The organism is Paenalicyclobacillus ferrooxydans (genome assembly GCF_001399675.1).
Classification (GTDB): Bacteria; Bacillota; Bacilli; order Alicyclobacillales; family Alicyclobacillaceae; genus Alicyclobacillus_B; species Alicyclobacillus_B ferrooxydans.
In genome coordinates, this window is the sequence record NZ_LJCO01000011.1 from 39,528 (window position 1) to 66,040 (window position 26,513).

22 protein-coding genes and 1 pseudogene are annotated in these 26,513 nt (G+C 51.6%); 15 read left to right on the forward strand and 8 right to left on the reverse strand.

Going from position 1 to position 26,513, the window contains the following annotated elements; translation table 11 throughout:
* Window positions 1-123: 123 nt before the first annotated feature.
* Window positions 124-1,455 (reverse strand): ATP-binding protein, encoded by a 1,332-nt coding sequence (locus AN477_RS02310; protein ID WP_054967582.1) that lies wholly within the window; start codon window positions 1,453-1,455, stop codon window positions 124-126.
* A gap of 210 nt (window positions 1,456-1,665) precedes the next feature.
* Here AN477_RS02310 and AN477_RS02315 point away from each other — a divergent pair, with 210 nt between their 5' ends.
* Both AN477_RS02315 and AN477_RS02320 read left to right on the forward strand, forming a co-directional pair.
* On the forward strand, window positions 1,666-2,874 hold the full coding sequence (locus tag AN477_RS02315; RefSeq protein ID WP_054967583.1) for an MFS transporter: 1,209 nt from the start codon (window positions 1,666-1,668) through the stop codon (window positions 2,872-2,874).
* A 316-nt stretch (window positions 2,875-3,190) separates the two neighbouring features.
* Window positions 3,191-4,761: pseudogene (locus AN477_RS02320) on the forward strand (long-chain-fatty-acid--CoA ligase).
* A 146-nt stretch (window positions 4,762-4,907) separates the two neighbouring features.
* Here the strand turns inward: AN477_RS02320 and AN477_RS02325 are convergent.
* The 4 genes from AN477_RS02325 to AN477_RS02340 all read right to left on the reverse strand — a co-directional run bounded on the left by AN477_RS02325 (window position 4,908) and on the right by AN477_RS02340 (window position 9,934).
* On the reverse strand, window positions 4,908-7,043 hold the full coding sequence (locus tag AN477_RS02325) for an FUSC family protein (RefSeq protein WP_054967584.1): 2,136 nt from the start codon (window positions 7,041-7,043) through the stop codon (window positions 4,908-4,910).
* A 304-nt stretch (window positions 7,044-7,347) separates the two neighbouring features.
* Window positions 7,348-7,593, reverse strand: a complete 246-nt coding sequence (locus AN477_RS02330; RefSeq protein ID WP_054967585.1) for a hypothetical protein — start codon at window positions 7,591-7,593, stop codon at window positions 7,348-7,350.
* A gap of 103 nt (window positions 7,594-7,696) precedes the next feature.
* Window positions 7,697-8,395, reverse strand: a complete 699-nt coding sequence (locus AN477_RS02335; protein ID WP_054967586.1) for an ATP-binding protein — start codon at window positions 8,393-8,395, stop codon at window positions 7,697-7,699.
* Between the two features lie 144 nt (window positions 8,396-8,539).
* Complete coding sequence (locus AN477_RS02340; RefSeq protein ID WP_054967587.1) at window positions 8,540-9,934, reverse strand: MFS transporter; 1,395 nt, start codon at window positions 9,932-9,934, stop codon at window positions 8,540-8,542.
* Window positions 9,935-10,063: 129 nt separating this feature from the next.
* Here AN477_RS02340 and AN477_RS02345 point away from each other — a divergent pair, with 129 nt between their 5' ends.
* The 4 genes from AN477_RS02345 (at window position 10,064) to AN477_RS02360 (ending at window position 13,318) form a co-directional block, all read left to right on the forward strand.
* On the forward strand, window positions 10,064-10,702 hold the full coding sequence (locus AN477_RS02345) for a restriction endonuclease (RefSeq protein ID WP_054967588.1): 639 nt from the start codon (window positions 10,064-10,066) through the stop codon (window positions 10,700-10,702).
* 236 nt (window positions 10,703-10,938) lie between these two features.
* Window positions 10,939-11,964 (forward strand): glutathione S-transferase family protein, encoded by a 1,026-nt coding sequence (locus AN477_RS02350; protein WP_054967723.1) that lies wholly within the window; start codon window positions 10,939-10,941, stop codon window positions 11,962-11,964.
* Between the two features lie 90 nt (window positions 11,965-12,054).
* The gene (locus AN477_RS02355) at window positions 12,055-12,558 is read left to right on the forward strand and encodes a GNAT family N-acetyltransferase (protein WP_054967589.1); all 504 of its coding nucleotides are present in this window, start codon (window positions 12,055-12,057) and stop codon (window positions 12,556-12,558) included.
* Between the two features lie 73 nt (window positions 12,559-12,631).
* Complete coding sequence (locus AN477_RS02360) at window positions 12,632-13,318, forward strand: MBL fold metallo-hydrolase (RefSeq protein WP_054967590.1); 687 nt, start codon at window positions 12,632-12,634, stop codon at window positions 13,316-13,318.
* Window positions 13,319-13,438: 120 nt separating this feature from the next.
* On the opposite strand, the gene AN477_RS02365 is transcribed toward AN477_RS02360, so the two are convergent.
* Window positions 13,439-14,626 (reverse strand): MFS transporter, encoded by a 1,188-nt coding sequence (locus tag AN477_RS02365; RefSeq protein WP_054967724.1) that lies wholly within the window; start codon window positions 14,624-14,626, stop codon window positions 13,439-13,441.
* 286 nt (window positions 14,627-14,912) lie between these two features.
* Between AN477_RS02365 and AN477_RS02370 the strand changes: the two genes are divergently transcribed.
* From AN477_RS02370 to AN477_RS02385, 4 genes are all read left to right on the forward strand, one after another.
* The gene (locus AN477_RS02370) at window positions 14,913-15,797 is read left to right on the forward strand and encodes an RluA family pseudouridine synthase (RefSeq protein WP_245631683.1); all 885 of its coding nucleotides are present in this window, start codon (window positions 14,913-14,915) and stop codon (window positions 15,795-15,797) included.
* 201 nt (window positions 15,798-15,998) lie between these two features.
* Window positions 15,999-16,505 carry a hypothetical protein gene (locus tag AN477_RS02375; protein ID WP_054967592.1) on the forward strand — a complete coding sequence of 169 codons (507 nt, stop codon included), beginning with the start codon at window positions 15,999-16,001 and terminating at the stop codon, window positions 16,503-16,505.
* Between the two features lie 64 nt (window positions 16,506-16,569).
* Window positions 16,570-17,097: a hypothetical protein gene (locus AN477_RS02380; protein WP_054967593.1), complete on the forward strand. Its 528-nt coding sequence runs from the start codon at window positions 16,570-16,572 to the stop codon at window positions 17,095-17,097.
* A gap of 11 nt (window positions 17,098-17,108) precedes the next feature.
* Window positions 17,109-17,999, forward strand: a complete 891-nt coding sequence (locus tag AN477_RS02385; RefSeq protein ID WP_054967594.1) for a LysR family transcriptional regulator — start codon at window positions 17,109-17,111, stop codon at window positions 17,997-17,999.
* Here the strand turns inward: AN477_RS02385 and AN477_RS02390 are convergent.
* Together AN477_RS02390 and AN477_RS02395 are read right to left on the reverse strand one after the other, a co-directional pair.
* Window positions 17,996-19,378, reverse strand: a complete 1,383-nt coding sequence (locus AN477_RS02390; RefSeq protein WP_245631684.1) for an FMN-binding glutamate synthase family protein — start codon at window positions 19,376-19,378, stop codon at window positions 17,996-17,998. The genes AN477_RS02385 and AN477_RS02390 overlap by 4 nt on opposite strands.
* 59 nt (window positions 19,379-19,437) lie before the next feature.
* On the reverse strand, window positions 19,438-20,532 hold the full coding sequence (locus AN477_RS02395; RefSeq protein WP_054967595.1) for a GerAB/ArcD/ProY family transporter: 1,095 nt from the start codon (window positions 20,530-20,532) through the stop codon (window positions 19,438-19,440).
* 146 nt (window positions 20,533-20,678) lie between these two features.
* On the opposite strand from AN477_RS02395, the gene AN477_RS02400 reads away from it, so the two are divergent.
* From AN477_RS02400 to AN477_RS02420, 5 genes are all read left to right on the forward strand, one after another.
* Complete coding sequence (locus AN477_RS02400; RefSeq protein ID WP_054967596.1) at window positions 20,679-22,232, forward strand: spore germination protein; 1,554 nt, start codon at window positions 20,679-20,681, stop codon at window positions 22,230-22,232.
* Window positions 22,233-22,235: 3 nt separating this feature from the next.
* Window positions 22,236-23,438 carry a Ger(x)C family spore germination protein gene (locus AN477_RS02405; protein ID WP_083485883.1) on the forward strand — a complete coding sequence of 401 codons (1,203 nt, stop codon included), beginning with the start codon at window positions 22,236-22,238 and terminating at the stop codon, window positions 23,436-23,438.
* Window positions 23,435-23,659, forward strand: coding sequence for a hypothetical protein (locus AN477_RS02410; RefSeq protein ID WP_054967598.1), 225 nt, complete (start codon window positions 23,435-23,437; stop codon window positions 23,657-23,659). Before AN477_RS02405 ends, AN477_RS02410 begins: the two co-directional genes overlap by 4 nt.
* Before the next feature lie 20 nt (window positions 23,660-23,679).
* Window positions 23,680-24,765, forward strand: coding sequence for a GerAB/ArcD/ProY family transporter (locus tag AN477_RS02415; protein WP_054967599.1), 1,086 nt, complete (start codon window positions 23,680-23,682; stop codon window positions 24,763-24,765).
* An 87-nt stretch (window positions 24,766-24,852) separates the two neighbouring features.
* Entirely contained in the window at window positions 24,853-26,418 is a 1,566-nt protein-coding gene (locus AN477_RS02420) for a 4Fe-4S dicluster domain-containing protein (protein WP_054967600.1), read from the forward strand.
* Window positions 26,419-26,513 lie beyond the last annotated feature (95 nt).

Genomic DNA, 26,513 nt, shown 5'->3' on the forward strand with positions numbered 1-26,513 from the left:
CATTTGACTTCAGCGTACACCAATCTGCGTGAATGTTGAACTGAATTTTCGATGAGTTGGTTGATTTGGATGATCTGGTTGAGGGATTTCACCCATCTTTCCATAGCCAGGACGTACTTTCAGTCAACGGCTAGTCATTGAGATGGCCTCTATCGATGTTCTCGTGCGCATCGGCAGGCTCACTGTAAATGTGCTGCCCTGACCGAGCTCGCTTTGAACGGTGATGGTTCCGTTGAAATGATCGACGAGTTGTTTCACCATGAACAGACCAATTCCTTGGCCGTTCACCTCGTGGTTCATCTTCTCGTACTTGCGAAACAGCTTACCTTGTTGCTCCAGACTCATACCAATGCCCTGATCGACGACGATGATCGTGATTTGATTCGCGTTCTTTGCGATATGGAAGTAAACGCGCTGCCCCTCGGTACTGTACTTAATGGCATTGCTGAGGAGGTTTGTGACAATCAATTTGATCCCGTTTCGGTTGGCAAACAGGACATCTGATTCCTCCAGTTCGATGTCGGTCTCGAGGACAATATTCTGTGTCAGCGCCTTGACCCGCATCATCTCAACCGCTTCATCAATCGCGGGTTGAATCAGTGTCAGCGTTTTTTGCCAGACGGCGTCCGTGCTCAACATTTGTTCGGTATTGATAATATGTGAAAGCTCGTTATCAATTGCGGAAGCGTAGTTGATGATCCCTTCAAGCTTAGCTTTGCGGCCTCGGTCCGATTCGTCTTCTGACAGCAAGGCGGCATATGCCTTGATGACGGTTAGTGGGTTTCTCACTTCGTGCGAGACGACGTGGATAAAGTCTAGTTTTTGTTTGTAAAGGTCCATTTCGGATTCCAGGTTTTGCTGTACCGAAATCGAAGGGAAGACTGTGGGATTCCTCTGATTCGAGGTCTTATACAAATTCGAGCGAACCAGGTGGTCGTCTGTCATGATGAACGCATGGGATTTCATCAGATCGAGATGTGTTTGCGTCGGCACGAGCCTGGCGTCGTAGGCACAAACGGTGGTGTACCCTAACTCTGTTATCGTGATGTCGGCAAAATTTTCGTAGGCATGTATGTCATCTGGAATCTCCTTGAGGTGATAGATCTCTACATGACCCCAGAGTCGAATAATGGTTTTGTTTTTGACATACGGTTCCACAATGGAGTCGAGCCTTGTGAGGACACGGTCGAAATTGACATCACCATGAGCTTCGTAAAACTCATGACTATCAATGTAATGTAGATATTCTTTATTCAATGTGCAATCTTGAAGATGGTTAAGGACCTCCTGGTAACGATCCTGACGATCGATAAAAATGACGTGCTGCTCAAGCTGAATCCCTGTTTGAATGAAGGAGATGGCATTCTCGATATAGGCCTCGTCTGTGCTGTAGAAATACAAAATGTGCGATTCGTGTTCAACGCTAAGGGACTTCGTCAAGGGGATTCTTGGCATCTCATTGTCCTCGTTTCATACGCACAGCGTAAATAGATTGAGAATTTCTATAATCGAAGGAAAGTATGACACACTTTCGATATGGAATCCACAGTTTGGAAAAGATATGTTACATTTGGATATAGGCCTATGCGACGGGTTGTTTATCAGTAAATTCTTTATTTTACCTATAGAACTGATACCTATAATTGAAAGAGGTTTTGTCGACGGATGGATCACTCAAACAGGCAGTGGAGTCATTTGCTTTGGATTTCTTTAGCTGAGTTGTTTGCACTGAGCGTTTGGTTCAGCGGCACCGCAGTATCCCATCAGTTATACGTCTCCTACCATAGTACCGCGGTAAATCCCGTATGGTTGACAATCTCCGTGCAGATAGGTTTTATTCTCGGAGCGCTTGTGAGTTCATTCTTTGCTTTGTCAGACAGGTACAGTGCCAAGCGGCTGTTTGTCATCTGTTCACTTCTTGCAGGCGTCCTAAACCTGTTGCTCATGTTTATGCCGAATGCCTGGCTTGGCATTCTGATGCGCGGTCTCACCGGGATCACGCTCGCGGGTGTGTACCCGACGGCGGTGAAAATCTTGTCGAGTCACTTTCAAAAGCGTAAAGGACTCGCGATTGGCGTGTTAATTGGTGCACTGACCATGGGTTCCAATCTGCCGCACTTTATTCTGTTTTTCACATCAACACTGGATTGGAAGGTTATGATTGAGGTCAGCTCAGCCTTGGCTTGGATTGCTGGAATCGTGATGTGGCTGTTTGTTGTGGACAACCATCAGAAGTCATCCGGTCAGGCTGTTTCAACCAAACAGCTCGCTCGTGTGTTTGGAAATCAACGCGTGATGTTGTCCAACTTTGGGTACTTTGGTCACATGTGGGAGCTGTACGCCGCGTGGACCTGGTTACCGGTCTTTTTGATTGCCAATGCCAAGTCAGAGACAACTGGATCAATTGTTGCATTTGTCACGATTGGTCTCTTCGGGGCTGTGGGATGCGTGATTGGCGGATTGGTTGCAGACTGGATTGGCAAGGCAAATCTGACTATCCTCGCGATGGCGGTGAGCGCAACATGTGCCCTTGTGATTGGCTTTACCAATCACACATCGTGGTGGGTAACAGTGACCGTCGCGGGCATCTGGGGGGTCTTTGTGATTGCCGACTCGGCTCAGTTTTCGGCATCCGTAACGGATCATGCGGAACCTGAGTACATCGGAACTGCCCTGGCTTTTCAGATGTCCGTTGGATTCCTCATTACAACGATATCCATCTATTTGCTGCCGGTGATCGTTTCCTGGGTGACTTGGCGATACGCATTCATGGTTCTCGCGATTGGGCCCGTGTTTGGCATTGTATCCATGAGTCGATTAAAGAGCATTACGTCTCTTTCTTCGCGTGGAGAATCGTATGAAGTGAGGCCTTAGGCCTTGGGTCTTAGGCCTTGGGTCTTAGGCCTTGGGTCTTAGGCCTTACGCACGGTTTGAACAGGCGGTCCCACACGAAGAAGTTCAGGTTCCGGCTGCGCAGCTTGGGCAGATGGCACACCTTGACAGCGAGCGGATGAACGCCAAATCAAAGCGGCTGCGGTGGAGCCGGACATGTAGACCGGATCGTCGAGGTTAAAATATCTTAATATTCACACTTGAGAAGGAATTGTGCCGCATACATATCGAATACTTTTGTCAACGACTGAGCGATTTCCGAGAGGGGCGACACGTGATGATAACACCACTCACACCGATGGAATTCAAACGCCGTGCGGCAAAACTTTATCCAGATAAGATTGCCGTGGTGGATGACAACGTAGAATTCACATACCGGACTTTTGTGGAACGTACAAACCGCTTGTCAAACGGCCTGGCAGCGCTCGGCGTGGAACCGGGCACGAAGGTGGCCGTCGTAGCACCGAATACGCATGAAATGCTGGAGTGTTTCTACGGTGTCCCTCAGATGGGGGCAGTTCTTGTCCCCATCAATTACAGATTGCAGCCACACGAAGTGGAGTACATCGTGAATCACAGCGACACCGAGGTCTTGATTGTGGACGCGGAATACAGCCATTTGGTTGAACCCATTCGAGATGCCATCCCAAATGTCCGCCACATCGTCCAGATTGCGCACGGGGGTGCCAAAGCTGTGCCGCACGCCTTGGATTACGAGGCTTTATTGCGCAAGGCTTCTCCTGTCGATCGCGCTGTCACCATCGACGAAAATCAGCCCATCACCATCAACTACACGAGCGGCACCACCTCAAAACCGAAGGGGGTCGTCCTGACGCATCGGAACGTCTATATGAATGCGGTCGATTTTCTCTTCCACTTGCGTGTTGCGTATGACGACGTCTATTTGCATACGCTGCCGATGTTTCACGCAAACGGGTGGGGCGGGGTGTGGGCCATCACTGGTGTGGGAGGGACGCATATCTGTTTGCGCAAGGTTGATCCCGCCCGCGTCATCAACCTCTATCAGGAGAAACGGATCACCGTCGCGTGCGGTGCCCCGACGGTACTGAACATGCTGCTGCAGGCTCCGCATGTGGAGGAAGCCAACATTACTTGGCCGACGCGCATTGCCACGGCAGGATCGCCGCCGCCAGCGGCCGTCATTGACAGGGTTCAGCGGCTGCTCAACATGGAGGTCATCCATGTCTACGGCCTGACCGAAGTCTCACCGTTTATCACGTGGTGTGAGTGGCGTGAGGAGTTTGAAGGCTTGTCGAGCGAGGAGCAGGCGGCACTCAAGGCTTGCCAGGGCGTCGAGATGCTGTTCAACGGAGAGACGACTGTGATGCGGCAAGATGGCACAGAGATCGCGTGGGATGGCAGGGAAATCGGCGAGATCGTCACGCGTGGGAACGTCGTCATGGAAGGCTACTACAAGCAACCGGAGGAGACCGCGAAGGCGATGGCGGGCGGTTGGTTTCACACGGGCGATCTCGCCGTGATCCACCCGAACGGCTACATCGAGATTGTCGATAGATTAAAGGATGTCATTATCTCCGGTGGGGAAAACGTGTCGTCGATTGAGGTGGAAGGAGCCTTGTACAAGCATCCACAGGTGGCCGATGTCGCGGTGGTCGCGCGCCCTGACGAAAAGTGGGGCGAGGTCCCGGTGGCGTTTGTCGTGCTGAAGCCGGGTGCAGAAGTGAGTGCGGAAGAGTTAACCAATTCTGCCGCGAACGCCTGGCACACTTTAAGACGCCGAAGGACTACCGATTTGTGACGGAGCTTCCGCGCACCGCAACGGGGAAGCTGCAAAAGTTCAAGATTCGGGACGCGGTCTGGGAAGGCAAAGACAAGAAGGTGCAGTGAGCGAGGTAGGTGGTAGGCGCCGGCCGGGAAGCAACGCGGGGTCAGGGTGGCGGCGTGGGCGGGTGAGCAGCGCGTGGCCAGATAGAGGAAGAGAGTTCCGCTAGCACGTTGTATCGCGATCGCGATGGCCCAGCCCCCATGCCGCCTTACATCCCCATGCCGCCCTCCCGAGCACCGATGGTACCTGCTTCATAATGCTGGTTCAACGGGAGCATCCGCGCCATCGTGCCGAGGTTCTCCTGCATCCGCACAAACTGCAGCTGAATAAACGGCGATGGTATCTGATTGACAAACTCCTGCGTTTCATTCAGCCACTGTATGATATCTGGCGAAATCGAAGTCGTCTCATCCTTCACCGCCGCTTCCATGTCCTTGATGATGTGTTCGATCCGATCGACCCAAGCGGCGATATCCGGTTGCGACAACAACGGTCCGTGCACGTCAACGCGAGCTTCGAGCGCGAGAAGGGTATCCGTAAACCGATGAACTGCCGTCAGCACGCCTGTGACCGCATGGACATCGAGGATCTGTTCGACAGGCTCACGCAGGAACTGGTCGACTACGCTGACAGCATTCGTTCGTTCGGTACGCATGTGCTTGCGTGCTGACTCAACCTCGGTCAGGGACTCAGGGGTGCGGGTGGCAACGGATCGAAAATAAACAGCAACCGAATCCAGCAAGCTGGCCAGAGTGCCCGCAACATTTTGACGCTGCCATGTCGGCCAGATCAGATACACCACAATCGCAAGAAGGCTTCCAAGAAGGGTGTTCAGCACACGTGCTGTAATGGTGACACCAGGAGCACCACTCTCAAAGAAGGACATCAATACGACAATCTCTGAGGTGACAAAAAACGAAAACAAGACGTAGTTCACATTCAGGACACTGTACATCGCCCATGCGAAAACGACGATGAGCGTGATCCCGAGGTAGTGACTTGAGTCTGGGATAATCGTCAGCAAGGACGCAACGATCACGCCCGCGAATGTACCTACAATCCGGCCAATACCGCGGGTAAAGGTGCTGAAAAAGTCTCCTTTAAGGATGATCATAGTCGTGAGCGGCAACCAGTAACCCCGGTGCAAAACTGGGAGTTCACGGTAGATGGTTGCTGCAATCGCCAGGGCGAATGCGAGGCGGATGGCATGACGAAACGCAGTAGAGTGGAAGGTCACGTTCGCCAACAGGGTTTTGCCCATCTGTTGAAATTGCCGCAGGTGTGAACGCCGTGGAGAATAGGAGACAACGTAGGCCGGATCGATGACCTCAGAAGACAGGACATCAGCAACCTGAGCTATCTTAGACTGTAATTGGTGCATCAGTTGAAGCACATCTCGGCGGGTTTCGTCCGAACCAGTGGTTTGTAACCCTGGGATTTGCAGGTTGTGACCCTGTCGCCACTCCTGCATCATGCCGTCGTCTGCCACTCCGTCCGTTTTCCGAATGAATTTTGCTGAGAACGCCAACATGACGGAAACGTCGGTGAGCCGAGCCTGAATGAACGGGATCAGATCCTGCGACAACGACGGGTTGTTGTGGATGTTCTTCTCAATCTGAATCAGGGCCACAACGTCGATGCGGATTAATTCGGCGAGATCGAGCAGAACCTTGAGTTTTTCCCACCGGTGTTTGGAAATGAAGGAATCGTTCAGTGCACCGCCCGCGTCCATCAGACTGGCAGCGACCGCCAAATCAGCCTTCCGTGTATGTACCTTTGCATAGTTGGACAACACCGTGTAAACATTTCGCACCGCTGTCGTTTCTGTGTCCTCACGACTGAACCATTCTGATCCCGTTGACAACATAGCCTGGAGCACACCACCAATGAGAACAGAGATCGCACTTTGCGCCGCATGCAAGGGAGTTTGCGGGGCTTGAGACATGATGATGAGCGCGTTTGTGGTAAGCACGGCTACTTGTCCGGCAGTTGGACTGACTGAGGTCCAAAGCCCCGCCATGAAGCCGCTGAACACAATCAGAAGAATGGTTGCGAGCGTGTGAAAGGCAAACAATGCACCCACGAACGTGGCGAACGCCATCCAGGCGCCCACAAACAGGGTTGTTCTGAGACGTTTGCGAGATGTACCCGCCATCGCGGAGAATGCAGAAACCAAGGCTCCAACAGAGACTCCCACCCCAACGAGTGGATGGTGCGTCAGTGTGCCAACCAACAGAGGGAGTGCGATGGCGATCGCGTTTGGCAAGGATGGTCCGATTCGCAGCTTGGTTGCATCGTATTTCGTCAGGTCGCTCATCCCGCGCAGGGTCCGCTTCCACAACATGCCTGGTCCACCTCCTTCGGACAACCGCGGTTTCATTATATCCGAACAGAGAACACTGGCACACGGGGGATCGGCTCACGGCAACACGAAGCAGAAAAGTGCCTATCGATAGACTGTCTACGTTGGACGCTGTAAGCGCCATTAGCCATTGAAGGTTCAACGGATCATCGGGCGATCTCGAAGGTGATCCTGCTGTGCAACAAGAGAACACGGCAGTTAGGCGTGCCACACTCGGCACGCCATGTCATGGTATGAACCTGATTAACATCAGCGGGGCATCTCACCCCCTATCAAACGTTTTGGACTAACCTTCGTGGCCGAATACCTTCGCAAATGCCATCGTTACAGCGACGATAAAGTCTGGTACAAACGGCCAATTGGCAACCCGAGCAAGTCGAGGTGAGGTTGAGTAGAATATGACACGTCTCCGCTTTGCCCCAGACCGCTTCGCTATGGCTACGGTTGATCCGCCTTGACCGTTGCCACCCCATGGAACGACTTGGTATCTCATTTTATCAGGGCGTTGGCGATTCACGAGCAGAACCTTCACGTTCTTCACACCCTTCCGATGAGAGGTTATACATACATATTATTCGGGTGGGAATTTATGCAAGTCCCATCGGATGGACAAGTTCAAACGAAGCTAAGACTCGTTACGGTTTCAGGTTCAGCAGCGGCAAATAGATCTTCACACGCGTACCTTGACCAGGTTTGCTTTCAAACTCGATTGTGCCAGCATGGGCAGAAACAATCTCAGAACTAATCGCAATGCCCAACCCTTTTCCGTTTGGTTTCGTGGTGACAAACGGTGTGCCGAGCTGGTCCAGAACCGTGGCACCCATCCCGACACCTTCATCGATCACTTCCACGAGGAGCTTATTGTCTTCGACATCGGTGCGGATCATCAAATAGCCGCCATCAGGCATCGCTTCAATCGCGTTTTTAAAAAGGTTGATAAACTCTTGACGCAGGTGCGCTTCATCGCAGTGTACCATTGGGGCGTTCAGTCGATAGTCGATGTGCATCGTTATATTGTTAAACACAGCTTGGGATGTTAGGACAATCATCGCGTCCTCAAGAATCAATTGGACGTCTCGGGAGTGGAAGGTTAAGTTGTGATAATCCTTAACGAGTATCAACTCGTGTAAAAGGATCTCGAGGCGTTCGACCTCTTCGTGAATGAGGTCGATGTATTTGCGATTGATACCTCTGGATTTCTTCATCAAGACTTGCGTACATTCTTTCAGTGTCTCTACAGGAAATTGCATGTCCTGCGAGATGGCAGATGCTAACTGCTCGGCAACTTGAATACCTTGCGCTTCTGGTGACAGGCTGAACGTCTTGCTCGTCATGGTATGCTCACCTAGATTTCTTGTTAGTCAATCCTAATTTTAATGTAACAAATTGTTGTAGGTGAGGGTAGATGTTTTGCCATAAAAATTTCACACACATTTTCAGTCGATGTGTGTGAATGTGTAACATAAAGATTTTATTACTTACCTCAACTGTGGTTTGTTATCTCTCAGTCCGAAGGACAAAAGAACAGTAGCCATGCTGACAACGCTGAGGATGATGAATAAGGTGCGGGCCCCAGACGCTGTACTGATGCTCGATCCGACGAGGACAGAGGAGAGAATTGTACCGAGGTACCTCAGCAGTGTGTACACCCCCGAAGCTTGACCCGTATCTTGGTGGGGGGCAGAGTCGAGGACAATCTTCTGGATGACTACATTGCTGATGGAAAAGCTGACTCCGATGAGCGCAAGGGCAAGAACCATCATGAGTACCGACAGAGAATTGACCCAGCATAGGATGAAGACGCCTGCAAAAAGGAGCAAGCCGGCGAGAAGAATGGGTATGCGGCGGCGTTGACTCTGTGCCAAATGTCCTCCGAGCGGTGAGGCAAGGCTCATCACCCCAGCAAAGGCCAGGAGAACGAGACCGCTTCCTGTCGCGGTGAATTTGCGAACCGTTTCGAGCAGCACTGGTAACCCATACAGGATACAGTACATGACCAAGTTTGCCAGCACTGTAATCAGACTGCTGAACGTAAACTGCGATTGCGAGAACCATCGAACCGGAATGATCGGTGACGTATGCCTAAGCTCGGCAACAATCAGCCCAGTGGTGAGTATCACGCCGAGAACCAAAGTTAACAGTTGCGCATTCGCAAACGGGTGTTTCGAGTTCGACCAGAGAAGCCACGCGGTGACTGCGGACGCAAAGAGGAGGATACCCATCACATCCATCTGATGGTTTTTTGCTGTGTTGTTTTCACGTGAGACCGAATGCAATCTGTCAGCTCGGTTACCCTTAGGAAGGATTCGCCATAACAGCACCATGGCGACAACAGATAAGGGAATATTCAACCAGAAGATGGAGTGCCACGAAGCCAGATCGATGAGAAAACCGCCAATCGTTGGCCCGACTGCAACAGCTACACCGCCAGCCATCCCTATCCAGCCGAGAATCCGACCAATGTCGCCGGAACGGTACTGCCGGAGCAACCCAACGGCGTTTGGATAAATCATCGAGGTTCCCACCGCTTGAACCACCCGCCAGAAGACAAATAACCAAAGTTCATTGGAAAACGGTGCGAGGACAGCAGTGAAAATCATTAAAGCAAGTCCAATGTAGACAAAGCGCGCGCGCCCCCAAGCATCGCCAAGTTTCCCCATCACCGGTTGAGCAATGGCACTGCCAAGGTAGTATCCCGAGATAATCCAAGTGATTCCGGAAGAAGTGGTGTGAAGGGCACTGAGAAGAACCGGAAGTGCCACCGAAATGGTCGACGAGTTGAGCGGATTCAGAATGACGCAAAGCATGATAGCTGCAATAAAGGCAATCCCGTATTTCTCTTGCCTGGATTCAGCGCGTGATGTAGATGTCATGAAATTTCGAACCTCCGCCTTATGTACAGGTAAAAGAACAACAGTCCCATTATATCGGACTCAACAAGTTGTTTGTGAAGGTAGAAGCGGGCTGTTTTTTGTCCATCCTGTATGAAGGAGGTGATGACGTTGCATACAAAAGCGTTGTCTTGGTTGAGACGAGGACATAAAGGGATTCGGATGATGAAAGTCATTGGGATTGCATTTTTACTTTACTGGCTCATCCACTTTGTCTCGACGTCGTTCAAGGTCGGTGAGGCCTTCGTTTCGATCGCCGTGTACGTTGGATTTATTGCCTGGATGAAACACCAGAGGGTCATGCGCTTGAGACTTGCTGACATTGATGACGTCGACCAAATGGAAGGGGCAGGATTTCTCCAGCGCATGATGGTCCACTTTCACGACCTTGGCCTCAAGGCGCAGGGCACGAAGGGTAAAGTGAATTTTGGAGCCGACATCATTGTTACCGGACCCGGCCGAGACAAGGTTGTTGTTCACTGTAAACAGTGCCCAGCGAATGAGTCCGTCGACATTGATGCGGTACAAGCTGTTATCGGTGCAATTCGCTACTACAATGCACAATCAGCGATGGTCATCACAAATCGAAACTTGACGAAAGCGGCTCGTGAACTCGCTCATGTGAACGACGTTGAGGTTTGGGAGCGGGATGAACTCGCCAAAAACCTTGTATCTGTTGTGGATTGGAAGCCGTCATTCTGGAGCGAGGTAAAGGCAGTGCTCGGGGAATTGCGCCACATGCGCAAGTAGACGGCTGAGCCACATGTCCAAGTAGACCGCTGAGGCATATGTGCAAATCGCAGCTAAGGTACAAGTGTGAGTAGACGGAGCTGAAGGCACGAAGGAAATTCGTGCCTTTTTTATACCTGAACAAAACCGAATCTCTTGTCCTATCGGATTTGTGGGATAATAGCGAGTAACCGACGTAACAAGCGAGTCTATCTGTTATTTTGCAAGGAGGGACAGCGTTGGCACCAGATACTGAATTGCCGGCAGCCAATCCACAGCGCCAAGATCATTCAACAAGTTCCGTTCGGACGGCCACAGAAATCAGTCAAGACGGGGCATTCAAACGTCAGCTCAATCGCTTCGTGACGCGATTTGGAGACGAAGAAGGAGAGTTGCCGATTGAGGCGGGGCGATATCGCCTGATATGGAGCGCAGCGTGTCCGTGGGCACACCGCTCGGTGATTGTACGCAGGGTCTTGGGGCTCGAAGAGACCATCAGTTTGGGTACGGTCAGTCCGCTGCGACCGAGGCTTACCCGTGTGGACTGGGAGTTTAGCCTTAACGAAGGTGGTGTCGATCCGGTCCTTGGCATCCGCTACTTGAGTGAAATCTACCTGCATACGGACCCTGACTACACAGGCAGACCGACAGTCCCTGTTGTGGTCGATGTGAAGGAAGGCCGAGCGGTAAACAACGATTACTTTCGACTGACCAACGATTTGGAAACTGTTTGGTTGCCATTTCACGGTGAACAGTCGCCGGATCTGTACCCAGCACATCTCCGAAACGAGATCGACACACTAAACGACACCATCTATCACGATGTTAACAATGGCGTGTACAAGTGTGGATTTGCCCGCTCGCAAGAAGCATATGAGGATGCGTATGGCGTGCTCTTCGCACGACTCGACGAGTTGGAGGAACGCCTGTCAACAAGGCGGTTCTTGTTTGGCGACTTCATCACGGACTCTGATGTCCGACTCTACACCACCCTCGTCCGGTTCGATGCAGCATATTACACTGCATTCAAGACGAATCGCAACCTCATTCGGGAGTTCCGACACCTCTCCGGGTATGTTCGGGACTTGTACCAAACGCCGGGTTTCGGGGACACAACAGACTTTGATGCTATTAAGAGGCATTATCACTTGTCGATCACGATTGACACCGACAAGCCTGAAGTCAGCATTTTGCCGAAGGGTCCTGATTTGTCATTCTGGGATTTACCGCATGACAGAGAGAAACTCAGTACCCGTCCGGATAAGTTTCTTCGCCGCTTATAGTTATCCTATTGGATTGCTAAACTGGTTTCGGCCCGGCTTCTATACCTGGTCTTCTATGGGGCCTCAATCGAACAAACGGAGGTAGATGTCATGAATATACGCGATGCTCTCACCGAAGACTTGGGGTTTATCCGCGAGCAACGAGTACATGCGTATTCTGAGTATGCAGGCGTGCTGCCGAGTAGTCATTGGCGGGCTTTGCGACAGGCCATTTCATCGAATGCGGACGCACAGCCCGGGGTTGAGCTGATTGTGGCCGAAGTGGATGGACACATCGCAGGCAGCGTAGCTTTGTTTCCTGCCAAATCAGATGCGTATGAAGGGATGCTTGAGGACACTCTGGACTATCCGGAAATCCGCATGCTGGCAGTCGGAACAGACTATCGAGGGCAAGGGATCGCATCGGCGCTGGTGACAGAATGCATCAATCGCTCGGAAGCGAAAGGATTTCGCAGCGTTGGTTTGCACACGGGAGAATTTATGCGTGGTGCCCTCCAGTTGTATGAGAAACTGGGATTTGAGCGGATACCGGAATTCGACTTTCAGCCCGCAGACGATGGGATTACAGTCAAGGCGTTTCTCCGCCGGATCTAGCTCATTTTGAATCTGAACCCAATCAGGCTTACAATACATATCGAACCAATTTGGGATAAGGGGGAAGGAACGCATGGAAAAAATCGCAGACGGTATTGCAAGACTCGATTTAACAATGAACTTTGGCGAGCACCAGATGGTAATTCATCCGACTCTGCTCTGGGATGACAAGGATGTCATTTTGGTGGACACTGGATTCCCAGGCATGCTGCCAGCCATTCAAGAGGAAATGGCCCGTGCGGGAGTCCCTTTTGAACGTTTATCGAAGGTAATTCTGACGCACCAAGATTCGGATCATATCGGTGGATTACCGGAAATTCTCAAAGCGGTTGACCATAAGGTTGAGGTGTTGGCTCACGAACTCGATAAACCTTACATCGAGGGAGAAAAAATGCTCATCAAGTTTGACCCGTCACGAGGCGAACCACCGAAGGCTAAGGTCGACGTCTTGATCCACGATGGCGAAGTGCTCCCTTATGTCGGGGGCCTTACGGTGATCTTTACACCAGGACATACGCCAGGCCACGTGAGTCTGTATCATGCCGCAAGCAAGACACTTATCACTGGAGACGCCACCATCTCCGAGGGTGGAAAACTACTCGGCCCGAACCCGCAGTTTACACCGGATAAGGATACAGCGTGGAAGTCGCTCGGAAAGTTCAGCAACTTCGATATTCATACAGCACTGTGTTACCACGGCGGGATATGCAACGACGAGGTCAACGATCAATTCGTGAAGTTGGCCGCACAGCAAGCCTAAGCCATCCCTTTTGAAGTAAATCCATACGGAAGTAAATCCATACGGAAGCAAAAAGCAAAAAGCAACGGCGCACCATTGGCCGTTGCTTTTTTATCCACCTAGACCAGATTGTCTTCCGAATCAGCTCGCGTCCTGCACAACTGCTGCAGACGGCTCAGATACCCGAAGGCGCACCCACAGCATATTGGCGAGGTACAGGATAGCAGCCATGCCGAGCATGGTGCGAATCCCGAAAAAAGATGAACCTAGACCTCCAAGAAGCGGCCCCATAAAACTGCCAAGAAATGTGGCACTCGACGTAAACCCGTAAATCTGTCCGCGCTGGTCACTGGGGGCCATGCGTCCGATTAAGGCGTTTGCGGTCGGCAGGATGCCCCCAACAAACAAGCCAAGTCCAAATCTGGAAAGAACGAATATCCAAATGTTTGGCGCGAACGCCTGGGGCAGATAAAACAATCCTGCACCCGTCATACAGATGGTAAGTACCTTTCGGTATCCGAGTACGTCGCTTCGTTTGCCGAGGAACGGGGAAGCAATCAGGTCTGCGAGACCCGTGACCGCAAAAGCGAATCCGGCGACGGTGTTGAGGTATGATACGTTCCCAGCGAGGTGTTGCATAAACACAGACAAGACAGGCTGCACGCTCATGACAGTGAACTGGGTCAGGAACAAGACGACGAACATTGCTTGAATGGTTTTCATCTGGCGTACAGCTTTGAACTGTTGAAGCAGCGACGGCCGTTTCTTGCTGGAGGCGGGTTTGGCGGCCAATTGTTCGTGAACGAAGATACCTGTGATGACGGTTGCCGTGAGTGCAAACCCTGTCGTAAGAAAGAAGACAATACGATAATTATGAAAGGCATCCGCCGTGACTCCGCCGAGAAGCGGTCCGACCAGCGTACCCACCATGCCTGCGGATTGGATCCAGCCGAGAGAGAATCCCAGTCGATCCTCCGGAATAACGCTTGCGACGAGTGCGATCGAAGCGGCAGAAAATCCGCTGAATGCACCCTGCATGGCTCTCAGACCGAGCAGTTCCCACGTGTTCTGTGCAAACCCGCAGAGACCGGTGAATATAGCAATTGCGATGGTAGAACGGAGCACCATGGCCTTACGGCCGCTTTTATCGGATAGAGAACCCCACAATGGCGACATCAGTGCAGCCATGAGCGGGGTCATGCCTTGAATGAGTCCTGTCAGCATCTCTACGCGATGAACATTGTGTACACCGAGCTGCTCAACGTAAAAGGCCATGAAGGGGTTGGAGCTGGAAAACGCAATAGACATAATAAATTGCACTCCAGCCATGAGCCAGAGCGTTGTTTTCCACGAGCTGGCTTTTCGGGGCTGAGAAGGCACGGCCTCACTCGTGATTGTTGGTCTTCTGCTCAAAAGAGTCACTCCATACTGGGTTCGATAGGTTACACAAAATGTTTCGCTACCAGAATATTTCTGCACACCGTAAGAGGTCTGTCAATATGTAAAAACAGCGGCTTTTCGGAAAGACTTGCAAGTAGGGGTTCTTGCGTGGAAAATGGCACAAGTGACATAAGGCAATGATGGGGTCTACGGACACAGATGAGGTGATACGATATTGGATAAACTGCCCGGCTTTATAGTGGATAAGGAGACGCAACTACTCCCATTTCTGTTAGAGAAGTATGCAAACAAAGGTCGTAACAAGGTGAAATCTATGCTGACCCGAGGCCAGATTAAAGTGGGGAACCGCGTTGTGACGCGTCACGATCACCCGCTGATACCTGGTGACAGAGTCAGCGTATTAAACACCGGATCGGTTCAACAGAGAGAACTCATGGCTGGGGTCAAGATGATGTACGAAGACGACGATATTATCGTTATCGACAAGCCGCCTGGCCTGTTGTCCATTGCCACCGAGGAAGAGAAAGAGCGGACTGCGTTTCGTATCTTGAACGACTACGTGCGAGAAAACAACCCGAAATCTCGTGTCTTCATCGTCCACCGACTTGACAGAGAAACTTCCGGGGTGATGCTGTTTGCCAAGTCCGAGACGGTCAAGCAGAGGCTGCAAGATAATTGGAAGGAACTGATTCTTGAACGGTCATATGTGGTATTGGTCGAGGGTCAGGTGAAAGAAGAACAAGGGACGATTAAAAATTGGCTCAAAGAAAGCAGCACGAAGACGATGTTCGTCAGTCGCCCGGGAGACGGCGTGGTCGCTGTAACACATTACCAGGTGATAGAAAAGTCACCGCTGTATTCTCTGCTGGCTGTTCAATTGGAAACGGGCCGCAAGAACCAGATTCGGGTCCATATGCAGAGTATTGGCCACAGTGTGGTCGGAGACAGGCGATACGGCGGCAAGCGCAGTCCAATTGACAGGCTTGGACTGCACGCGCGGATTCTGGCGTTCACGCACCCCGTAACGGGTGAAACACTGCGGTTCGAGACGGCGATTCCGGCTAAGTTCCGTTCACTTGTCGCAGGTAAGAAGGCGTAACCTGCAAGGATGCAAAACTGAAGGAAGACGATGATAGGCAAGAGATGGATAGTTGCGTTAACATAGGAACTATCCATCTCTCATCTAGTGCTGGTCACGTCTCGTCTGACTATAGGGTTTCAGAAGGTATGGACGATACTCGTTTATAACCGCTTTGTTCTGAATCATATCAATCGTGTGGTTTTTCAGGGGGGGAGAAGCATGAGGTTTGTTCCTACGAAGTCACGTACCGAAGCGATTGTGGACCCAAGGGCCGGGTACATGGAGTTTGATCTGACATCGGCCCTCGGGTATCAAGAGTTTCGGGGAATGTTTGCTGAACTCGGTGTCAAGGCAGCCCTGTTCAATGGTTACATGGTGCAGTCGGGTACAGAAGACACACGGATTTCCACAACACCTGTGCAGTTCCACCTGTTTGAACACAGTATGTACCTTGCCCCTCCGTTTGAGGCAAAGTCATACTACTTTGAGCTTCCAAGAACGACAGCAAGGCTCAGTAAGGTTTATTTTCGAATTCCCCTTGGTTTTGGCTCTGCCGCTCTGGATGGATACAAGCCGCCCCGGGAGGATTTGTACGCAGTTGATATTTGGACTGAAGACGAGCATGGAACGCAGGCGATTTATACCCTCATCTACGAAGCACAGATTCGGACGGATGGTCGGGAATACCACATCGAAAGGTTTGAATCAGAGCAGTTGATGGGCTGAAGACGTGTGACTGAAATACGATGTATGCCACTGACAACAAGGGGCTTGTAAGGGGGGAGCAAGCGTGCAGGTTGTACCATCTGCTGTTGGGCAATCAGACGGGGTGATTGTATTCTGGGACGACAACCCGGAAATTGGGGTGGCGTGGCCAAGACCCGTGCAAGTCGTGGATTCCATTGAATGGGGAATCGGATCGGTCAACGAAGAAGAGTGTCTTGTCCTTTATATGTTTGTTGATGGACAGTCCCTGGAGTTGTACATGCTCCCTGAACTGCCAACCAATGCGACCCAGGTTCTCGACGTAGTCAAGCTTGTATGTGACTGGGACCCAAACATGGTAAAGGTTCGCTACGGAGAGTCTCCGGGAGATAAAACACATGAGGTTCTGTTTTTACTCCCAAAATCCGAAGATGCGGGAGTAGTGGCAAAACTGCGTGAGTTGCACATGCGAACATTGCACCAAGGCGACAAAGGGTCTCGTCGTGATACCGCCGGACATATCGGAGACGGTCCTGCAGTCACCGCAGAGTCCTCTTTGATGCTTCGCCTGGACTCGTACCTCAAGGAGTCGATCCGGGATGTAGAGGAATAGGGGGCGCATCCATGCATCTTGAGAGTCACCGGGTATTTCAGGCTGCCGTGGAATACGGCAGTGTTACGAAGGCAGCGCAAATCCTGCATATGACACAATCCACAGCCAGCCGCCACCTGCAATCTTTGGAAGACGAGTATGGCGGGCTGCTGTTCGATAGAAGCGCTACGGGCCTGACTTTGACGCCATTTGGACGCAAACTCTATCCTTACACGTGTGATCTCCTCAGCTGCCACGAGCAGGCTAAGGAAGAGTTAGCTCGCATGCGACACGAGGGCGGCGGTATCTCAGTGGGCGCGACGCTGACCATTGGCGAATATCTGGTGCCTAAAATGTTGGGGCGGATTCGCAGTTTGTATCCGCAGTCGGAAATCCGTATGCGGATTTCCAATACCAGCGAGGTGTTGGAGGACTTGATGCGGCATCGGATCGACATCGCGCTTGTGGAAGGGAAGGTAGATGCCGGGACGGACTTGAAGGTCGATGTCTGGCGTGACGATGAACTGGTTCTCGTCTGTTCGGCCATGCATCCGTTTGCGAGCGTGCCGAGTGTCACGCTGCAAGATTTGGTCGGTGAACCGATTCTGTTTCGTGAAGAGGGATCCGGTACGCGTCAGGCGACGGAAACGGCCTTGGAAGCGGCAGGGATGTTGTCTGCGATGACGATCGCAATGGAACTTGGCAGCACGGAGGCCATTAAGGCAGCCGTCGAGGTCGGACTTGGCATGGCATTTTTGTCGCGGCTGACTGTAGAGCGCGACTGTCAGAGTGGTCGTTTAGTAGAGGTGCCGGTAGAAGGGTTTCACATCCTGCGGCATCTCTACATCGTTGAACGACTCGAGCGGTTTGAGAAGGTCCTGGTTCGATGCTTCTTACAGATTCTCCGCCAAGAATCTGCTTAGACGAGCGGCAAACCAGTCACACGGGCCACTTCCGGATCCCACGCGACGAGGTCCGTCTTATCGAGTTCACGCACGGACTGCTTGCCGAGGGCGCGGATACCACTCTTGAGCTCTTCACTCGAACTGACGAGAAAGTTGGCGAGGCTCTGCGCCCCTTCTTCGAGTGAAAAGTCCGCTTCGTGTGTGCCGGTGGCCCAGGCGAGTTGCGTTGGTGGTTCGAACGGGAGAGGCTTGAGTATCTGTTTATGAGATGTGGCGAACAAGGCCGAGGCACCGATATACACGGCGTCCGCACCCAGCGCAAGGGCTTTTAACATGTCTCCAGGTGTGCGAACCCGGCCGGAGATAATGAGCGTCGTGTTGTTGCGCTTGTGCCGGTTACGCAGGTGTTTGTCGGCCCGGCAAAGTGCGGCAAGTGTCGGCAAACCGAAATCGTCGACAAGGATGGCTGGGGAACCATGTGTCCCCGCTTGTGCACCGTCAATGACAATCGCATCGACATCCGCGCGAAGTGCAATATCGACTTCCTTTTCGAGCAGATGGCTTGCAGCCAATTTCACCGCAATCGGCACGCCGTGGGCAACGTCGCGAAGTCGCTTGACCAAGGAAACGAGCTCATCCCCAGACCGAACTTCACTGAGCCCAGCGGGAATGTGCAGTGTGCTCGCGGGGCGGTTCGCGTACTGCATAAAATCTCGCAAGACATCATCTGGGAGTTCAGCTGCTGTTACGCTTGCCCCGGCCCCGGCATTGGCTCCTTGACCAAACCGGATTTCAACCATATCTGCGACGGCCAGTTGTTCATCTGTTGGTCGCCAGAACGCCCCGTGGTACTGAACAACCATGTGCTTACCATAACTGCGATGTTCGGGCAGTATTGGACCCTGACCGGTGTTGAAAGCTGTACCAGCTAAGGCGGTTCCCTTGGCAATGGCTAGACTGAACGGCTTGCTGAGTGCGACACCGTATCCCATTGCACTGACCAGAATCGGCATAGACAGACGTAACGGTCGATTTGATCGTGGTCCGATTTCAGTCGAGATATCTACTGGAACGAAGTCATCTACGGGTAGTTTTACTAATTGAGCGGGGGTGAAAAGAAGTCCCTCAAAGTGCGGGAAGTCACGAGCGCCGCCCAGTGGTTTATGCAGCACTTTATTCGTCGAGGCACGCAGCTCGTTCTCCACCGTCTGCTCAATCCCCATATGTTTGAGGCCTGTTACACCCTCCCACAAATTCTCCGAATAAGTGTCCGAAAATAGTCGCTCAATTCGCTTTCGGAGCTGTCTAGCCACAATCATGTAGACAGTGCCGCCAAGGATGGCAAACAGAAAGAGTTGAAGTCCGACAGTCCATACAACAGTCCAGAAGACAAGCACGACGATCCCTCTCGTTCGTTGGCAGCATCGCTATGACGACATGGGCTCATTGCCACGCGTCAGGATGTCTCATGCGGCTTTGGATGAAAGAACCGATAAACGCCAGCAGAGAGCACAGGCAGCACCACGAAGGTAAAGATGAAGTATGCAGGCGTGGTGAGGATGATGAATTGCCCCATCGAGTCAACGTCTTTGAACAAGAACATGCTCCCAGCCCATACCAAAAGTGTCGCTGGCCAAATCACGACCTTTTGGCTTGAAAGGCCAAATAACTCCTCCATGGCCTTGCAAAACGCATAAATAAAGACCGCCAGTTTAATGTAGATCGATGCAAGAACCGCCATCACGTAGAGTGTATCCAAGCGTTCAATAAACTCCGATATCTTAATGACGCGAATCACTTCCAGGATTGGATAGCGTAGTCCGGCGATAGCCCCCCCTAGAACACCAATAGAGACCACCTCCAGTGCCAAGAGGAAACAGAACACGAGAGCTACGACGATTGCAAAGTCCCACGGTAACGACTTACTGCGGTTCAGGTCCTGAACCAATTGCAGGATGACTAACGGTTCAAGGACGTACGTGATTCCTGGAACCACAGCGCCTCGAAGCACGGGTGTCAACCCGTCTGTAAGTATTGGTCTTAGTGAGCTCAATTGCACATCTTCCATACTGAGAATGACAAACACAGCCGAGACAACGACAGCGAGAGGAGCGAGAAAGTCGCTGAACAGGCCGACACTCTTGATTCCTTTGTGCAATCCGTAAAAAATCGGAAAAACGAGTACTGCAGCCAGTAAGGACAACGCTGTCTTTGGATACACAGTGACTTCAAGGAAGACAATTAGTTCTCTCCAGACGGTAGCAGCTATGAGATACAAACAGAGCGCATACCACAACCCAAAGGCTCGCCCAAAGATGCGTCCAAAGGACAGTGTGAGTCCCTGCATGACACTTTGTTGCGGAAAACACCTGTTGTGGATGATTGCAACCAGGATGATGCTTAGCCCCGTGAACAACACCACAGTCACTGACAGCCAGCCGTCTCGTATGGTGAATTGTCCAATTGCAAATGGAATGGCTAAGATTCCAGTGCCCATGACAGACCAGACACTTAGATAGATGGTCTCGAGCCGCGTTAGTTTGTCACCCATCAGTTCATCTCACTTAGTCGCTGAATTTTTTACCAGGGCAGGTTAAGACCTTTGTCAACTAGCTTGCTACAGAACGACGTTATGCATACAAATATCGCTTCCGGGTACAAATACTGTAAGTTCGTTTACGGGAATGGGTGAATACGATGCGGAAGCGTGACAGCCAGAAACAACGTTTTGATGACCTGATGGCAAATCTCGCATCTGATAACGAAGTCTCTGACGTGCGCGTACCAATCCATTTGTCAGAGTATGAGCCAATCGTGAGGGAGACTTGGAAGAACTGCGACGATTTTAAAGTTGCGATGATGGAAATTGGCAGCACCAAGCTGATGATTACTTGGTTGCGCGGCCTGGTTGACAGGCAGGCGATGCAAATCGGAATTTTCGAGCCTCTCACTGGACTTGACGGGAGCGATTTGCATGATCTAGGGCAGAGTGTTGAGTCGAGGATGGCCGCTGCCCCCATCAAGCATTGTGCGACGATGGCCGCTGTCTCTAAGTCCATGGCATCCGGTTGCGTGGTCATCTATCAGGATGGCCTGGACAGTGTCATCGGTGTCGACATGAACAACATGCCTGGCAAAGCCATCGAGGCGTCACAAAGTGAGCCCGTCATCGAAGGACCGCAAGAGGCCTTTACTGAAAGCCTGGACATCAATGTTGCAATGCTGCGCAAGCGGTTTCGAAACCCAAAGTTCAAGGTTGAGGCAACGGAACTGGGAGAACTGACCAGAACTACGGTATCGATACTTTATGTGGAAGGCTTGGCACCAGCAGATTTGGTAGCTGAGGTTCGCCAGCGGTTAAGTCGAATCAATATAGATGCCATCCTTGACATCAATCTGATTCGAGAGATGACAAAAGATGCTCCCTGGTCCCCGTTTCCGACGACAGAATCAACTGAGCGTCCTGATAAGGTAATTGCGGGTCTTGTTCAGGGGCGTATTGCAATTGCGGCGAACGGCGCTACGCATATGCTGCTTGCACCCACCCTGTTTGTGCAGAGTCTGATGGCTTCAGAGGACATGTACTCAAATTTTTGGATCGTCACTCCCATTCGATTACTCAGGCACATCATGTTTTGGAGTTCTATTCTGCTGCCCTCTTTGTATGTCTCTTTGCTTTCGTATCAGCAAGATTTGATTCCTACGCCCTTGTTAATCAGTTTGATTGGGCAGCACGAAGGTATACCGTTTCCTACGGTATTCGAGGCGTTCTTAATGCAATTTTTCTTTGAGGCACTGCGTGAAGCGGGCCAGAGGCTGCCACGAGCAGTAGGGCAGTCCGTCAGTATTGTGGGCGGCCTGGTTATCGGAGATGCTGCCGTAAATGCCGGGATTGTCTCCCCTGGTATGGTGATTGTGGTTGCGGCTACGGGTATTTCATCGTTTACGATTGCATCGTACACGCTCGTAAACACAAGCCGCGTCTTACAGTTTTGTTTCCTCCTCTCATCAGGTCTGCTGGGCTTGTATGGTGTTGTAATCCTTGGCATCATGCTTACGACCCACATGGTGTCCATCCGTTCCTACGGGATTCCTTACATGGCTCCATACGCGCCAATGGTCATACCGGATATGAAGGATTCGATTTTACGCGCACCTTGGTGGCTGATGCGGACACGGCCTCAGATTTATTCCGTGACGAATGAAGTACGAAACCGGACACCGCAACCCCGGCCACAGACGGACCAATAGACGATGAGACGGTGGAGACGGGTTCAAATCATTACCTTGACGTTGGCCATGACACTTGGTTTGCCAGGGTGCACTCGGGATTTAGCTGAGGTAGATTCAATCAACCTTGTTTTGGCCTTTGGCGTGGATGAAGTTGCCAACATGGTTCGTGTCAGTGCTGAGATTGTGTTGGCTCAGGGTGCCCAAGGAGGAGCACAACAGGCGACAGGACCCCAGTACATGGTGGCAGACGCAACCGGCCCAACGATTGAGCAGGCTATGAACAAACTGAATACCCAGGTGCCGCGGCAACTCTTCTTACCCCACAACACCCTTGTCATATTTGGTAAACAATACGCGGAGCATGGGATAGAAAGGTCCTTCGACTATTTGGATCGGGATAGGAACTTTCGAAGAAACGAATTGATTTTGGTGACCTCAGGGGAGGCACGTGACTTGTTGAAAGCCCCCACAACACCAGAGGGTATTAACGCGATGGGGCTGAGACAACTTGTGGAACAGTATTCCGAAAACTCCCCCGTGGCAATGAGTCAACAGCTGCGTGTCATCCGGGAATATATGCAGGCGTCAAACGCTCCAATCATGACGCAACTTGACCTGGATTCGAAGAACAGCCCCGTGGTATCAGGGGTCGGAATCTTTCAAGGACCACAACTTGTTGGGTCTCTTAATACGGAGCAGTCACAGGGATTGTTTTGGATGATTGGTCCTACCCGAGACATTGTGCTGAATGTTCCATGTCAGGGGAAATCGGGAGTGGATATAGGCTCGACATTTCGTGTTCTGGCGACGAAGGTCAAGGTGTCTCCGATCATCACAGGCGGCAAAGCCAACATTCATGTCAGACTGCGAGGAAAAGCAGAACTCGAGAGAGCGTGTCCGGACCTTCAACTGAATGTGGAGGCCATGAACAAAATGGAGCAAGCACTCAATCAGGAGGTCGAGCTTCGCATGCGAGAAACGATGAAGACTCTGCAAGATAAGGGTACGGATACGGCCCAGTTTGGCACTGCGATGTTCCAGCAGCACCCGAGATTGTGGAGACGGTACTCGGGCGAGTGGGACAATTTGTTTCAGCATGCGACCGTCACGTACGATGTGAAAATTCATCTATTGCGTACCGGGCTCAGTGCAACGGGACCGACGGTGGATTATACGCGCGCGCAGTTACCGCCAAAATCAGGAAGGGAAGCGAAGGTCAAGTGATTTGGTTTGCCATGTTGTTTGTTGGCGGGACAGTAGCCGAGTGGATTATTGTCAAACCAAAGCAAAAGTTTCAAGATTGGGCCGTACAACTGGTTTTGCTAGGCATGACAGTATTTTTTGCGGTACTCGTTGAAACGGACGTGTGGCCGCAGCTAGACCCACTGGAACCTCTGAAGGCCGTTTTTATGCCAATGACGGAGTGGATTTATAATCACGTCTGAGTTGAAAGGGGCAAGAACGGGTGAACATCAAGATTTCCAGGGTACAACTTGTGTTCTTGCTCGTCTGGGGAATATTGGGCACCGGCACCATCACCATCCCGTTTGCCATTGCTCGTTTTACCGTCCGAGATGGGTGGATCGTCGCGTTGATGTTCATGGTGACAGTCGTTTTTGCAGCAGGTATCGTCTGGTTGTTTAACCGGAGCTTCCCCGAAGGATCTTTGTTTGATGCGTTTGACAAGGCGTTTGGTCGTTATGTCGGGAGAGCAGCATCGCTCTTTGGTGTTTTATGGGCGTATGTCTTTATGTGTATGCTGGTTCGGGAACTCAATCTGTTTGTTGAGGTCACGATTCTTCCGAAAACGGCCCTGTACATTATCAATTTCTCTATCGCCGTGGCATTCACGTATGCCGTATACAGCGGTATTGAGGTGATTGGCCGACTTGCAGAGGTGTTTACAATTGTAATTCTTGCGGCGTACATCGTCCTGTTTTTCCTGCCATTACGAGTGGCAGATGTCCATCTGTTGCTTCCGCTCGTATCATCAGGGTGGAAGCCGATTCTCCGTGCTGCGATTAATCCGGATATTTCTTTTGCACTGGAACTGATTGCGGCTCTTCAGTTTCTGCACTTGGTCAAGGACCGAAACAAGATTGCCAAAGATGTACTGATAGCGGGAACGATTATTACGGCAATTCTTTTGATGATTGACGTGATGGTGATTATTGTCCTAGGGCCCGCATCAACTTACCTCGCATTCCCTGGGCTCGAAGTTGTGCGAAGTATTCGCTATGGCCAGTTTATCGAGCGACTCGACACCATCCTGGTGATGATTGTCCTTATCACGATGTTCCTTAAGTTCTCACTGTTTCATTTTATCCTTTGCGACTTTCTTCGCTATTCCTTTAACCTCAGCTCAGCGAAGTTGATTGCTATCCCCGCGGGTGGTGCGGTTTGGGCTGGCAGCCTATTATTGTTCAAAAACGGGGCGGACTTGCAAAAGTTCATGCTGTTTGTCACCCCAGTTTGGTTTACGGTGGTCCTCATTGGCGTACCGGGAACAGCCATGGCTGCGTGGATGATACGAAAGCGCTTTATTTCCTGAATGCCCCCATGCAGGCTTTGCATTACCTCCAACGTTTCGCGCGATGATACGCTGAAGTTACTATCGTTGCAAAGGAGGTCGTGCTCTGTGTTAGATACGGAATTTATGGAAGGCAGCGCTGCTGGGTCAGAGGCCCCAATCCGATGGGGAAAGGTTATCAATCAGGAGACCTGCATTGGCTGTCATGCTTGTTCGATTGCCTGCAAAATGGAACACGACGTTCCGCTCAGTGTGAATCGAACCTACGTGAAACAGATTGAGGTCGGCGTCTATCCAGAAGTGAGTCGGCAGTTTCAGATTACGCGTTGTAACCAATGCGATGATGCACCTTGTGTGCCGATTTGCCCGGTCACAGCGATGTATAAGAGACCCGATGGTATCGTCGACTTTGACCGGGAAGTGTGCATCGGCTGTAAGGCTTGTATGGCTGCATGTCCGTACGATGCCATCTACATCAACCCGGACGTACACAGTGCAGAGAAGTGCAACTTCTGTGCTCATCGGATCGATCAGGGGCTCGAGCCAGCCTGCGTGATTGTCTGCCCAGTCGAGGCCATTGTGGTTGGAAACCTGAATGATCCAAACAGTGAAGTCCTGCAACTCATCAGCCGCAACAAGGCCGACGTCCGTAAGCCGGAGAAAGGCACCAATCCCAAGGTGTTTTACGTCGGAGCCAGCGATTATACTTTAAATCCTTCGAAATCAGAATATACGGGGATGCACTTGTATTCTGAGGAAAAGGAATCATATCCGGTACATCACGCAAAGACAGATACCCCGAAGCACAGCGTCGCCGCGGCCCGATTGGCGTATGACGTGCCTCATGCTCATCCCTGGCATTGGGAGGTTTCGCTCTATACCTGGACCAAATCGATTTCTGCCGGGGTCTTCATGATGTTTGCCATTCTTTCGTTTGCGGGGATCCGATTGTCACCTGTCTGGGATGTGCTGTCAGCGATCATTGCAGGTGTCTTTCTCGCCGTAACCGGTGTTGTTCTGATTGCGGATCTGGAACATCCTGCTCGTTTTATCCGAATTTTTACGAGACCGCAGTGGAAGTCATGGTTGGTGCGCGGCTCCTTCATTATCCTTGGCTACAGCATCATCTTACTGATCCAGTTTGTGCTCGGAGTCGCGGGTACCTCTGCCGGCAATGTTGCATTATCGGTACCGGGTGTCATTTTGGCTGCGTTCACCGCCATGTACACGGCGTTTTTGTTTGCACAGGCGAAGGGACGTGACCTGTGGCAAAACCCGTCTCTGCCGCTTCATCTGTTGTCTCAGGCAGCACTCTCCGGTGCAGCTGTATTCGCCATCGTGGGTCTCTTTCTACCGCTCCCCGGTGCGTCACTGACGATTGTACACGTGACACTGCTCGCGTCCTTGTTGGTCCACCTCGCGCTCTTGGTCAGTGAGCTCGCTATCCCGCACACTACGGCTGACGCAGCGAAAGCTGCCAAACAGATGTTCCATGGACGATATAAGGGATATTTCTGGACGGGTCTCATCGTCGGTGCAGCTGTGCCGGTGGTTCTCAGTTTGTTTGTGACGTCGGTAGCCTTGCCGGCCGTTGGAGCCGTGTTGGCCCTCTGCGGATTGTTTGCCTATGAACATGCGTACGTCCAAGCGGGACAATCGGTCCCGTTGTCTTAGCAGAGGACCCGAATCCTCGGTGTAAGAAATCAAACATCCCGCTCAGGTCAGCTTGAGCAGAGTGAACGTCAAAAAGCTGACTTCCTTAAATCAGG